This window comes from Helicobacter pylori (genome assembly GCF_021062735.1).
Lineage (GTDB): Bacteria > Campylobacterota > Campylobacteria > Campylobacterales > Helicobacteraceae > Helicobacter > Helicobacter pylori_DN.
This window is the reverse complement of the sequence record NZ_JAHXLB010000002.1, coordinates 37469-49646: the sequence shown is the minus strand read 5'-3', so window position 1 is coordinate 49646 and position 12178 is coordinate 37469. Positions and strand designations below refer to the sequence as shown.

12 protein-coding genes and 1 tRNA gene are annotated in these 12178 nt (G+C 39.8%); 6 read left to right on the top strand and 7 right to left on the bottom strand.

Annotation, left to right across the window (positions count from 1 at the left end; all coding sequences use genetic code 11):
* Positions 1–96: 96 nt before the first annotated feature.
* The 7 genes from KX581_RS01515 to KX581_RS01485 form a co-directional block, all read right to left on the bottom strand.
* Entirely contained in the window at positions 97–345 is a 249-nt protein-coding gene (locus KX581_RS01515; RefSeq protein ID WP_000790557.1) for an RNA-binding protein, read from the bottom strand.
* A gap of 324 nt (positions 346–669) precedes the next feature.
* Positions 670–1350, bottom strand: a complete 681-nt coding sequence (locus KX581_RS01510) for a F0F1 ATP synthase subunit A (RefSeq protein WP_000401209.1) — start codon at positions 1348–1350, stop codon at positions 670–672.
* A 121-nt stretch (positions 1351–1471) separates the two neighbouring features.
* Positions 1472–2917: an IMP dehydrogenase gene (guaB, locus tag KX581_RS01505; protein WP_053575352.1), complete on the bottom strand. Its 1446-nt coding sequence runs from the start codon at positions 2915–2917 to the stop codon at positions 1472–1474.
* A gap of 9 nt (positions 2918–2926) precedes the next feature.
* Positions 2927–4288: an Asp-tRNA(Asn)/Glu-tRNA(Gln) amidotransferase subunit GatA gene (gene gatA, locus KX581_RS01500; protein WP_231175391.1), complete on the bottom strand. Its 1362-nt coding sequence runs from the start codon at positions 4286–4288 to the stop codon at positions 2927–2929.
* Positions 4289–4346: 58 nt separating this feature from the next.
* Positions 4347–4937 carry a dephospho-CoA kinase gene (coaE, locus tag KX581_RS01495; protein ID WP_180629233.1) on the bottom strand — a complete coding sequence of 197 codons (591 nt, stop codon included), beginning with the start codon at positions 4935–4937 and terminating at the stop codon, positions 4347–4349.
* Position 4938: 1 nt separating this feature from the next.
* Positions 4939–5727 carry a spermidine synthase gene (locus KX581_RS01490; protein ID WP_120828698.1) on the bottom strand — a complete coding sequence of 263 codons (789 nt, stop codon included), beginning with the start codon at positions 5725–5727 and terminating at the stop codon, positions 4939–4941.
* A 91-nt stretch (positions 5728–5818) separates the two neighbouring features.
* Positions 5819–6697: a hypothetical protein gene (locus KX581_RS01485; protein WP_231175390.1), complete on the bottom strand. Its 879-nt coding sequence runs from the start codon at positions 6695–6697 to the stop codon at positions 5819–5821.
* Positions 6698–6773: 76 nt separating this feature from the next.
* Here KX581_RS01485 and der point away from each other — a divergent pair, with 76 nt between their 5' ends.
* The 6 genes from der to KX581_RS01455 all read left to right on the top strand — a co-directional run bounded on the left by der (position 6774) and on the right by KX581_RS01455 (position 12176).
* Positions 6774–8162 (top strand): ribosome biogenesis GTPase Der, encoded by a 1389-nt coding sequence (der, locus tag KX581_RS01480; protein ID WP_231175389.1) that lies wholly within the window; start codon positions 6774–6776, stop codon positions 8160–8162.
* A gap of 141 nt (positions 8163–8303) precedes the next feature.
* The gene (locus tag KX581_RS01475) at positions 8304–8588 is read left to right on the top strand and encodes an HU family DNA-binding protein (RefSeq protein ID WP_001029085.1); all 285 of its coding nucleotides are present in this window, start codon (positions 8304–8306) and stop codon (positions 8586–8588) included.
* Between the two features lie 57 nt (positions 8589–8645).
* Positions 8646–8722: transfer RNA gene (locus tag KX581_RS01470), tRNA-Arg, on the top strand.
* A gap of 451 nt (positions 8723–9173) precedes the next feature.
* The gene (locus tag KX581_RS01465; RefSeq protein ID WP_001236594.1) at positions 9174–9779 is read left to right on the top strand and encodes an LPP20 family lipoprotein; all 606 of its coding nucleotides are present in this window, start codon (positions 9174–9176) and stop codon (positions 9777–9779) included.
* Positions 9780–9798: 19 nt separating this feature from the next.
* The gene (locus tag KX581_RS01460; RefSeq protein WP_025309719.1) at positions 9799–10416 is read left to right on the top strand and encodes an HP0838 family lipoprotein; all 618 of its coding nucleotides are present in this window, start codon (positions 9799–9801) and stop codon (positions 10414–10416) included.
* Positions 10413–12176, top strand: coding sequence for an OmpP1/FadL family transporter (locus KX581_RS01455; RefSeq protein ID WP_231175388.1), 1764 nt, complete (start codon positions 10413–10415; stop codon positions 12174–12176). The genes KX581_RS01460 and KX581_RS01455 overlap by 4 nt, the downstream gene beginning before the upstream one ends.
* The last annotated feature ends 2 nt before the right edge of the window (positions 12177–12178 follow it).

Below are 12178 nucleotides of genomic sequence, written 5' to 3'. Positions count from 1 at the left end.
TAACCCCTTTTAGCTTCTATAAGCAATCTAAATAAGACATATTAAAAGAATAAAGTGCATTAGAAAATTATTTTCTAATTTTCTAATGCTTTAAGATTAAGACTTTTTAGGATTGGCTTCGGTTACCCTAATCGTTCTGCCCATAAAATCCGTATTATCCAATTTAGCAATCGCTTCGCTAACGCCCTCTTCTTGCATTTCTACAAAGCCAAAACCTTTAGGTTTCTTCGTTTCTCTGTCATAAATCAGTTTGACATTAAACACCTTGCCAAATTGACTGAAAAGCTCCTTGACTTGCTCACTGGTAGCGCTATAAACCAAATTCCCTACATAAATGTTTTTCAAGATAAAATTCTCCGGTAAAAAAATGACAACATACCCATAAGAATATGAAAAAGTTATAAAAAAGTAACACTTCTAAAACCCAAACACATCCAAAACAGAAGTATGGTGGATTTTATCTAATGATTGCTTAAAAAATTATAAAAGCTATTAAAATTGGGTATTGATAATAAAATAGAACTTACACAAGCAAGCGGTAATTTTAAAAAGCGTTATCAAAGGATAAGAGGGAACATGGTTTCAAAACCACCCCCCTATCCTTTTTAAGCTTTACCATAAAACAAAGTTTTAAAAAAACAACATTAAAGCCAAACAAGAATGTTTTGCTTAATGCCCCTCATCAGTTAAAACAGCCCCTGCCAAATACACATAAGTAAGGATCATAAAAACAAAAGCTTGTAAAATCCCCATAAAAAACAAGACCATAAAGGGCGCTACAGGAACCGCCCAAGGCACTAATAAAAGCATGATGAGCAAGAACATGTCATCGCCCTTGATATTCCCAAACAAACGAAACGATAAAGACACGATCCTAGAAAAATGCGAGATGATCTCAATGGGGAACATGAAAGGGGCGAGCCACTTCACAGGGCCTGCAAAATGAGCGAAATACTTAAAAAAGCCCTGCACTCTAATGCCTTCAAAATGGTAATAAAAGAACACAATCAGCGCTAAAACCAGCGTAAAGCTCCAGCTAGCCGTAGGGGATTCAAAACCAGGAATGATGCCTATCATGTTAGAAAAAAAGACATACAAAGCGATCGTGCCAGCTAGGGGGAAGTATTTGCGGGCTAATTCTTCGCCTATAATATCCTTAGCCACGCTCAAAATCGCGCTAATAATGCTCTCATACACATTCTGCAAACCCATAGGTACCATCTGCATTTTGCGCGACGCGCCAAGCGAAATGAAAAACATCAAAACCGCTGTCAAAACGACAAAAAACCCGGTGATAAAATCATGATTGGAGCTAAAAAAATTAGCAATAGTAAATACTCTGTGTTCCATGAAAAAGTTTCTCTAAGCCTTATTGAAAATTTCCTTAATTGTAGCAATTAAGTTTTAAAAACTCATTAAACCAAGCTTTTTAACGAGTTTTTTAACGATCTGTCTTGTTTTCTTTTAAAATTCACCCATAATAATTAGGGGCTTCTTTAGTAATATCCACGCCATGCACATGGCTTTCTTTTAACCCCGCGCTAGTGATTTCTACAAATTCAGCGTTTTGATACAATTCCAAAATATTTTTCGCCCCCTGATACCCCATAGAAGAGCGTACGCCCCCTACTAATTGGAAAATCATATCCGAAACCTTACCACGATAAGGCACACGCCCCTCAATGCCTTCTGGGACTAACTTTTCACTCGCCACGCCCTCTTGAAAATACCTATCAGAGCTCCCTTTTGTCATAGCCCCAATGCTACCCATTCCCCTATAACTTTTATATTGCCTCCCTTGGTAAATCATAAAATCCCCTGGAGATTCTTCTGTGCCAGCGAGTAAAGAGCCTATCATCACGCTTGATGCCCCCAAAGCTAAAGCCTTAGCCACATCGCCTGAATAGCGGATCCCTCCATCTGCAATCACAGGAATATCAAATTTAGACGCCACTTCTACGCAATTATCAATCGCGCTCACTTGGGGCATTCCCACTCCAGCCACAATCCTAGTGGTGCAAATGCTTCCTGGCCCAATACCCACTTTAACAGCGTCCGCTCCCGCGCTAATCAAATCGCTTGTGGCCTCTTTAGTAACCACATTCCCCACAATCACATCTACTACCAAGCTTTTTTTAATCTCTTCTAAAGTGTGTAAAATATTCGCCGAATGCCCATGCGCGCTGTCCAACACCAACGCATCCACCCCCGCTTTAACTAACATTTCAGCCCTATCCAACTGCCCCACTCCAATAGCCGCCCCCACTCTCAAGCGCCCAAAATCATCTTTATTGGCCTCAGGGTATTCAATGCGTTTTTGAATGTCCTTGATCGTGATTAAGCCTTTTAAAACATTATCTTTATCCACAATAGGCAATTTTTCAATCTTATGCTTGTGCATCAAATCGCTCGCTTCATCCAAACTAATGCCCACATGAGCGGTAACTAAAGGCATTTTAGTCATCACATCGCCCACTTTTTTACTCAAATCGGTTTCAAAGCGCACATCTCTGTTGGTTAAAATCCCGATCAACAACCCCTTATCATCTACCACAGGCACGCCTGAAATCTTATAATTATCCGTTATGACTTTAGCGTCCGCTAGCGTCCTGTGCGCATGGATAAAAATAGGATCATTAATCACCCCGCTCTCGCTTTTTTTAACTTTAGTGATTTCTTTAACTTGCGTTTGAATATCCATGTTTTTATGCACGATGCCAATACCCCCAAGGCGTGCCATAGCGATAGCGGTTTTATGCTCTGTAACCGTATCCATAGCCGCGCTAATAAAGGGGATATTCAAACGAATGTTTTTAGTTAGGCGAGACTTTAAGCTCACATCTTTAGGTAAAACGCTAGACTTTCTAGGCACCATCAACACGTCTTCAAAAGTCAAAGCCCTTTGTAAAATTCTCATTTTCTATCCTTAATCTAATTTTAAATCTAATTCTTGCTCTAAAGCGTAAGAAACATCTAAAAGGCTTTGCTCATCAAAAGCCTTAGCAATGAATTGCATCCCTATGGGCAAGCCTAAAGGATCTTTAGCGACAGGTAAGGAAAGGGCCGGCAAACCGCTCAAATTCGCCCCAATCGTGTAAATATCGCTCAAATACATTTCTAAAGGGCTTGCATGGTAATTGAATAAATGAGCGCTCGTAGGGGCTACAGGGGTGAAAATCAAATCCACTTCTTCAAAAATCTTGTTGTATTGCTCTTTGATTATCAAACGCATTTGCTGGGCTTTCAAATAATAAGCGTCATAATACCCACTGCTTAAGACAAAATTCCCTAACATGATGCGCCGTTTCACCTCATCGCCAAAACCTTCACTGCGGCTTTTGAGATACAATTCTTTCAAATCTTTAATATTTTGAGCTCTTCTCCCATAACGCACCCCATCAAATCTGGCCAGATTCGAACTCGCTTCAGCCATGCTGATAATATAATAGATAGAGATTTGATAATGCGAATCCAACATCTTTTTCTCCACAATCTCATGCCCCATTTCTTTCAAGGCTTTAAGGGTGTTTTCATAAGCGAGTTGCACTTCATTGCTCGCATCTTTAATATGATCTCTTAAGATAGCGATTTTAAAGCGTTTGTCTCTGTTAAGGTTTTTAAAGGTTTGCGTGGGTTTGAGATTCGCGCTCGTGGAATCCTTGCTATCATACCCACTAATTGCGTCAAATAAAATAGAAGCGTCTTCTACATTTTGCGTGATAGGCCCGATTTGATCAAAACTAGAGCAATACGCGATCAAACCATAACGGCTCACCCTCCCATAAGTGGGCTTTAACCCCACGCACCCGCAATAGCTCGCCGGCTGCCTGATAGATCCGCCCGTATCGCTCCCTAAAGCCGCCACCGCTAAGCCACCCGCGACTGCTGCTGCGCTTCCCCCGCTACTCCCTCCAGGCACTCTGTTTTTGTCTCGTGGGTTTTTAGTGATCCCATAGCAACTAGACTCCGTGGTGCTTCCCATCGCAAACTCGTCCATGTTAGAAAGCCCAAACCCTGCCATGCTGTTTTGGTGCAAGTTTTCAATCACGCTCGCATGATAAGGAGCGACATAGCCTTTTAAAATCTTACTGGAACAAGTGATTTCCCACCCCTTAACGCTGATATTGTCTTTAATAAGGATCGGCACCCCTTTAGTGCTAGCACCATTAAGGCTAGGGGCTTTAATATAAGCGTTCAAATCTGAAGCTCTAACCTTAGCGTCAATTTCGTTTTTAAGGGTTTCTAATTCATCTTGGGATAAAGAAAGGGCTTGTTTTAAAGTGATCATGTTTTTAGCCTTACAAAAAATTTAATGGTAGTTTAACATGTTTACATATAAAACGAGCTTATAAGAGCGTTTTTAAAAAGCGTTCAACTCGCTTATTTAAATCTTTTAAACTGGAGCCGTTGTCTATAATGTAATCGCTCATGGCGCGTTTTTGCTCTATATCCATTTGACAAGCTAAGCGCTGCAAGATTTCAGCCTCTTTGAGTTTGTCTCGCTCTAAAAGGCGCTCAATTTGTAAAGCTCTTGGTGCATAGATTAACACCACTTTACTCACAGGGTAGCGCTCTTTTCCCCCCACTTCAAAAAATAAAGGGATGTCTAAAAAATACGCTTGATGATTTTTTTCTAATTCATAGGCTTTTTTAAGCATGCACTCACGGATTAAGGGGTGCAAAAAATCCTCTAGCCATTTTAACTCATTAGCCTTTTGAAACACGATCGCGCCAAGCTTTTTTCTGTTAAGAATATCTTTTTCTATAATATCTGATCCAAAATGTTGGGCGATTTTAAACCGGTGCTCTTGCAATAATTGGTGAGCGATCTTATCCGCATCTAAAATCTCATAGCCTTGCGATTCTAATATTTTAATGGTGGTGCTTTTACCGGTGCCTATCCCCCCTGTCAGAGCGATAGCGTTTTTTAAGATCATTTTAAGATTTGATATTGTCTTTAAAGACTTCTTGTAAATTTTTAGGCAAAGCGAATGCAGCCCTATGAATGTCTTCGTTATAGTATCTCACGCTTGTTAACGCTTCTATTTTTGGCGTCATTAGATCTTTTAAAGGGTGGGTTTTAAAAGAAGCGTAAATATAACCTTTATTGCTCAAAATCCTTAAAGGCGCTACAAAAGGCATGGCAACAGCAAAAAAGTCGCCCAAGTTTTTAAGGGCGTTTTGCATGCTCACATGCTCTAATAACGGGTGTTTGGCTACCGAAATAAACACCCCATCTTCTTTAAGCATTCTTTTTAAACCATCTATTTTATGAATATCCGGCTCTTGCAAGCAAAGGATCAAATCGTATTTTTTAATGTCTAAATCTAAGAGTTGTTTAGCGTGCGTGAAATTCTTGTTGTTTTTCACTTCATGGAAATGGGGGAAAAAACTAATGAAGCTATCCAAAATCTTTTCATCCGCTTGCACAAAATCGATATGCGTGTCGTATTTAAAAAGCTGGTGGGCTAATTCCAAATCAAACCCATCCACAATCAAAACTTCTTTAAGCTCTTTCTTGGTGCAACCTCCCATATGAGCGAGCAACTCGCTTTCAATATGCAAAAAATTCTTGAACAATAATTGGCGGTTGAGCATCGCAATTTCACCAAAATCCTTAGATTTAAAAATCTCTAAGATATTATGCTCGCTTCTAACATCTAATAATTTCGCTTCTATGGTGTATTCTTTACGCAAATACGGCGTGATTTCTTGGGTGATCCACATAAACATTCCTTAGCTTACTTTATAACAATATCCATGCCTTTGAAACGCTAACATGCTACCCAAAAAAATCTAAATTGTCGTAATAAACGCCCTAACTTTCCTTAAGGCATTCTAAAAAAAGTTCCGTATCGCTCTTAAAACGCTCTTTTTTAAAATCCAAATCAATACTGATGGCTTTATGCTGGCTGTCTAGTTTATCGGTTGAATGCTTTTTTAACACCATTTGACACTTTGAAATCTCAATCGTATCTAAAGCCTTATCCCCTATCGTATAAACATTATCGCTCTTTTTTTCTAACAAAAAGGATTCATAAAAAGGCCTTAAACTCAAATCGCTGTCATTGGTGGTATAAACATACGAAGAAATTTTGCCCTTAAATTGCGCGATTTGCGTTTTAGTGTCATTAAAAGTGAAAGTTTGGATCTGGCGATCTTTATCGTTTTGATCTTTTAAAAAACGCTTCAAGGCTTTGGATTTGATTCCTATCAGCCATTGATCCCCTTCTCTACTCATCACAATATCCCCATCCTTTAGGGGGTAGAAATCTTGTTGGGAGTATTCAATGAGTTTTGGATTTTTTGTTTTTCTTTTCGGTTTGTAAAGGAATGGGTTTTTTTCATTATTAGCGTTGTTGTTGGGATCGTTTTGGTATAGGAGCGGGTTTTTTTCATTATTATCGCTTGGCTCATTCAATAAAATCACAGAAGTTTCAGGGTTAAAAGAATCGTTTCCATCTTTAGTCAGTTGGAAAAAAGCGTTTCTTTCATTTGTAGGCTGATACACCATGTTTTGTAAAAAAATCGTTTCGCTAAAGACTTCATAATCCGAATCCACATAGCTAGGGCGTTTAGAGCCGTCATTTTCTTGCTCTTGGGCTTTTTTTTGCAACTTAATAAATCTCTCTTGCGAGCAAGCTAAAAAGCATATTAAAATCATTATTACCACGCCTATTTTTTTGACTAAAAACAATGTCAGACCCTTATTTAAGCTTTAAATAACTATAATATTGTAATCTAATTTTGATTAAATTGAAGCGATAAAAAAGATGAATACAAGCCATAAAACTTTAAAAACCATTGCGATTTTAGGCCAGCCTAATGTGGGGAAAAGCTCACTATTTAACCGCCTGGCTAGAGAAAGGATCGCTATCACTTCAGATTTTGCAGGCACTACACGAGACATTAACAAACGAAAAATCGCACTAAATGGCCATGAAGTGGAATTGTTAGATACAGGGGGCATGGCTAAAGACGCTCTTTTGTCTAAAGAAATCAAAGCCATTAATTTAAAAGCCGCTCAAATGAGCGATTTGATTTTATATGTTGTGGATGGCAAGTCTATCCCTAGCGATGAAGATCTTAAGCTTTTTAGAGAGGTTTTTAAGATCAACCCTAACTGCTTTTTAGTGATCAATAAGATTGATAACGACAAAGAAAAAGAGCGATCTTATGCGTTTTCTTCTTTTGGCATGCCAAAGAGTTTTAACATCTCCGTTTCGCACAATAGGGGCATTAGCGCGTTAATTGATGCGGTGTTGAACGTGCTGAATTTAAACCAAATCATAGAGCAAGATTTGGATGCGGATATTTTAGAAAGCTTAGAAACCCCTAATAACGCTTTAGAAGAAACTAAAGAAGAAGAAATCATTCAAGTAGGCATCATTGGGAGGGTGAATGTGGGCAAAAGCTCGCTCTTAAACGCGCTCACGAAAAAAGAAAGGAGTCTTGTCTCTAGCGTGGCTGGCACTACCATTGATCCCATAGATGAAACCATTCTCATAGGCGATCAAAAAATCTGCTTTGTGGATACCGCTGGCATCAGGCATAGGGGTAAAATTTTAGGCATTGAAAAATACGCCCTAGAACGCACGCAAAAAGCCTTAGAAAAATCCCACATCGTGCTTTTAGTTTTAGACGTGAGCGCTCCTTTTGTGGAATTGGACGAAAAGATCAGCTCCTTAGCGGATAAACACTCTTTAGGCATCATTCTTATTTTAAACAAATGGGACATCCGCTACGCCCCTTATGAAGAGATCATGGCAACCTTAAAAAGGAAATTCCGCTTTTTAGAATACGCCCCCGTGATCACAACCAGCTGCTTAAAAACGCACCATATAGATGAAATCAAGCATAAAATCATAGAAGTCTATGAGTGTTTTTCCAAACGCATTCCCACAAGCTTGCTCAATAGCGTGATTTCTCAAGCCACTCAAAAACACCCCTTGCCAAGCGATGGCGGGAAATTAGTGAAAGTGTATTACGCCACGCAATTTGCCACCAAACCCCCTCAAATCTCTCTTATCATGAATCGCCCTAAAGCCTTGCATTTCAGTTACAAACGCTATTTGATTAACACCTTAAGGAAAGAATTTAATTTTTTAGGCACGCCCTTAATCCTTAACGCTAAAGATAAAAAAAGCGCCCAACAGAATTAAATTTTTTATGCGTTAAACCCCCTTAAAAAAGCGTTTTTGCTTGATTTATCTTTAGGATTTGATTATAATTATCGCTCAATCAGTCAAGCTAGGCGATTGAATCGCTTGGTTTTAGCATCTATTAGAAAAGGGGTTATCCACATGAACAAAGCGGAATTTATTGATTTGGTTAAAGAAGCGGGTAAATACAACAGCAAAAGAGAAGCCGAAGAAGCGATCAGTGCCTTTACTCTAGCGGTAGAGACAGCTTTAAGCAAGGGTGAGAGCGTGGAGTTGGTTGGTTTTGGCAAATTTGAAACCGCAGAGCAAAAAGGCAAAGAGGGTAAAGTTCCAGGAAGCGATAAAACTTATAAAACCGAAGACAAACGAGTACCTAAATTCAAACCCGGCAAAATCCTTAAACAAAAAGTTGAAGAAGGCAAGTAAATTTGATCCACTCAGCAAGGGGCTTATCAACAGGTTGTAAGTTTCTTGCTTTCTTATGTCCTTGTAGCTCAGCTGGATAGAGCGTATGATTCCTAATCGTAAGGTCGTGGGTTCGAATCCCGCCAAGGACACCATTCGCACTATTTTTACTATCATAGGAATTTAAAAAAATTTATTTTATTTCTCATCTTATTTAAAAAATATTCAAAGCATTTTTTACAATTAAAAAATCTTGCAAAAAGCAAGCCGTAACCTCTTAAAAAAGCACTCTTTAGGGGGTTTTAAGGGTTGTAGGGGGAAATTTTCAAAATGCCTCCTACCCCCTTAAGAAAATGAATTTAAAAATCAAACTTAAAAAATGAGTTTTATCATTAAAATAAAATCTTAAAACGATAAGCCATTAAAATCCCTTTTTTAAAAAATTGAGTGATCCTTATTAAAAATTTAGGAAAACCAAAAATAGATCATAATCCCCTAGACTTTAAAACCCACTAGCCTTATAAACTTAATAAGAACATCCGCATGACAAATCCATTCAAAAATGATATAATAGACCTGATGAACTCATTTTTTAAGGAAATGCCCATGCGTTTGCACACTGCCTTTTTTGGTATTAATTCATTGCTTGTTGCCGCTCTTTTGATAAGTGGTTGCAGTCTCTTTAAAAAGCGTAACACTAACGCTCAGTTAATCCCCCCTTCGGCTAATGGCTTGCAAGCCCCCATTTATCCCCCAACTAATTTCACCCCCAGAAAGAGCATTCAGCCTCTCCCAAGCCCTCGCCTTGAGAATAACGATCAGCCCATCATTAGCTCTAATCCCACTAACGCTATCCCTAACACCCCCATTCTCACGCCTAATAATGTCATTGAATTGAACGCAGTGGGCATGGGTGTGGCTCCAGAATCCACCATTTCGCCCTCTCAAGCCCTAGCTTTGGCCAAACGAGCCGCTATTGTTGATGGCTACCGCCAATTGGGTGAAAAAATGTATGGTATTAGAGTGAACGCTCAAGACACCGTCAAAGACATGGTTTTACAAAATTCCGTGATTAAAACCAGAGTCAATGCCCTCATTCGTAACGCTGAAATCACTGAAACCATCTATAAAGACGGCTTGTGTCAAGTCAGCATGGAGCTTAAATTAGACGGTAGGATTTGGTATCGTATTTTGAGCGGAGCGAGAGGATAGACCCTCTTACTCTATAGTCATGCGGTATTTTAGAAGCGCTTTTTTATTATTTTTCATGACGCTTTTTTTTACCTCTTGCTCCAAGCACCCTTTTTCTAAGCAAACCCCTAAAACTAGGGAGCAGATCAGACAAGAAGAAGCCCGTAAAAAAAGAGAAGAGACTTTGAATGCCTTGCGCCAATTCAGACTCATTTATATTAACACGCCGGTTTTTCGCTTTTACGATTACGGCACAATTAAAACCGATAAAGACCATAATATTGAAATAACCCTTTATAAGCTCAGCCAAAGAGTGGGCGATATTTATATGACTAAACGAAGCATTTGTTTTAGCCAAAAATGTTCGGCTAAATGGATTGCTGCAAGGGATTTGTTTGGTAAGGTGAGCTATGGGGATTTGTTTGATGACATTGTTTTAGGGAGGGATATTTTTAAGGGATTAGGGAAACGCCACTTAACCCCTGAATATGTGATCCAAAGGTTTCAAAAAAGCGGGGAAATTATCCTTTATGAAAGAAAAAATGGTCTGATTTCTTTCCAAAATTTGACGCAAAAAATTGCTATTAGGATTGAACCCTATGAGCCTTCTTTGCAAGATTTAGAAGATAATGAAAACGCTGACAGCGAGCTCCAATGAAAAACTTTTCCCCACTTTGTTGCTTTAAAAAGCTCAAAAAACGCCATTTAATCGCTTTGAGCCTGCCCTTGCTTTCTTATGCCAATGGCTTTAAAATCCAAGAGCAAAGTTTGAATGGCACGGCTTTAGGATCGGCGTATGTCGCTGGGGCTAGGGGGGCTGATGCTTCCTTTTATAACCCGGCGAATATGGGCTTTACTAACGATTGGGGTGAAAACAGAAGCGAATTTGAAATGACCACCACCATGATTAACATTCCGGCCTTTAGCTTTAAAGTCCCTACGACTAATCAAGGCTTGTATTCAGTGACGAGTTTAGAAATTGATAAAAGCCAACAAAATATTTTAGGCATCATCAACACTATAGGGCTTGGCAATATCCTTAAAGCGCTTGGCAATACGGCCGCTACCAATGGCTTGCAACAAGCTTTCAATCGTGTTCAAGGGCTTATGAATCTAACCAATCAAAAAGTCGTAACCCTCGCTTCATCGCCTGACACTCAAATCGTGAATGGCTGGACGGGAACGACTAATTTTGTTTTACCCAAATTCTTTTATAAAACGCGCACGCATAACGGCTTCACTTTTGGGGGGAGTTTTACCGCTCCTAGCGGACTAGGCATGAAATGGAATGGTAAGGGGGGGGAATTTTTGCATGATGTGTTTATCATGATGGTAGAGCTTGCCCCTAGCATGAGCTATACTGTTAATAAGCGCTTTTCCGTGGGCGTGGGCTTAAGGGGGCTTTATGCGACCGGGAGCTTTAATAACACCGTTTATGTGCCTTTAGAGGGCGCTTCGGTTTTGAGTGCGGAGCAAATTTTAAATTTACCCAACAATGTTTTTGCCGATCAAGTGCCAAGTAACATGATGACTTTATTAGGCAATATTGGCTATCAGCCGGCGCTTAATTGCCAAAAAGCCGGTGGGGATATGAGCGATCAGAGCTGTCAAGAGTTTTACAACGGCTTGAAAAAAATCATGGGTTATAGTGGCTTAATCAAAGCGAGCGCGAATCTTTATGGCACGACTCAAGTCGTGCAAAAATCTAACGGGCAAGGCGTATCGGGGGGCTATAGAGTGGGTTCGAGTTTGCGCGTGTTTAATCATGGCATGTTTTCTGTGGTGTATAATTCTTCAGTTACCTTTAACATGAAAGGCGGTTTAGTGGCTATCACCGAGCTTGGCCCTTCTTTAGGGAGCGTTTTGACTAAAGGCAGCTTGAATATCAATGTTTCACTCCCCCAAACCCTAAGCCTAGCCTACGCCCACCAATTTTTTAAAGACCATTTAAGAATAGAGGGGGTGTTTGAGCGCACTTTTTGGAGTCAAGGGAATAAATTTTTAGTAACCCCTGATTTTGCAAACGCCACTTACAAGGGCTTGAGCGGAACGGTGGCTTCACTAGACTCTGAGACGCTTAAAAAAATGGTAGGCTTAGCGAATTTTAAAAGCGTGATGAACATGGGGGCTGGCTGGAGGGATACCAACACCTTTAGATTAGGGGTAACTTACATGGGTAAAAGCTTGCGTTTGATGGGTGCTATTGATTATGATCAAGCCCCAAGCCCCCAAGACGCGATAGGCATTCCGGATTCTAATGGCTATACCGTGGCTTTTGGGACTAAATACAATTTTAGAGGCTTTGATTTGGGCGTAGCGGGGAGTTTCACTTTTAAAAGCAACCGCTCCAGTTTGTATCAATCCCCAAGTATTGGGCAATTGAGAATCTTTAGCGCTTCCTTAGGCTATCGCTGGTAAAA

Coding starts and splice junctions, on each gene's coding strand:
- KX581_RS01460 (WP_025309719.1), top strand. CDS start 9,799: ATGCGGTATTTTAGAAGCGCTTTTTTATTATTTTTCATGACGCTTTTT.
- KX581_RS01510 (WP_000401209.1), bottom strand. CDS start 1,350: ATGGAACACAGAGTATTTACTATTGCTAATTTTTTTAGCTCCAATCAT.
- coaE (WP_180629233.1), bottom strand. CDS start 4,937: ATGATCTTAAAAAACGCTATCGCTCTGACAGGGGGGATAGGCACCGGT.
- KX581_RS01465 (WP_001236594.1), top strand. CDS start 9,174: ATGCGTTTGCACACTGCCTTTTTTGGTATTAATTCATTGCTTGTTGCC.
- KX581_RS01490 (WP_120828698.1), bottom strand. CDS start 5,727: ATGTGGATCACCCAAGAAATCACGCCGTATTTGCGTAAAGAATACACC.
- guaB (WP_053575352.1), bottom strand. CDS start 2,917: ATGAGAATTTTACAAAGGGCTTTGACTTTTGAAGACGTGTTGATGGTG.
- gatA (WP_231175391.1), bottom strand. CDS start 4,288: ATGATCACTTTAAAACAAGCCCTTTCTTTATCCCAAGATGAATTAGAA.
- der (WP_231175389.1), top strand. CDS start 6,774: ATGAATACAAGCCATAAAACTTTAAAAACCATTGCGATTTTAGGCCAG.
- KX581_RS01455 (WP_231175388.1), top strand. CDS start 10,413: ATGAAAAACTTTTCCCCACTTTGTTGCTTTAAAAAGCTCAAAAAACGC.
- KX581_RS01475 (WP_001029085.1), top strand. CDS start 8,304: ATGAACAAAGCGGAATTTATTGATTTGGTTAAAGAAGCGGGTAAATAC.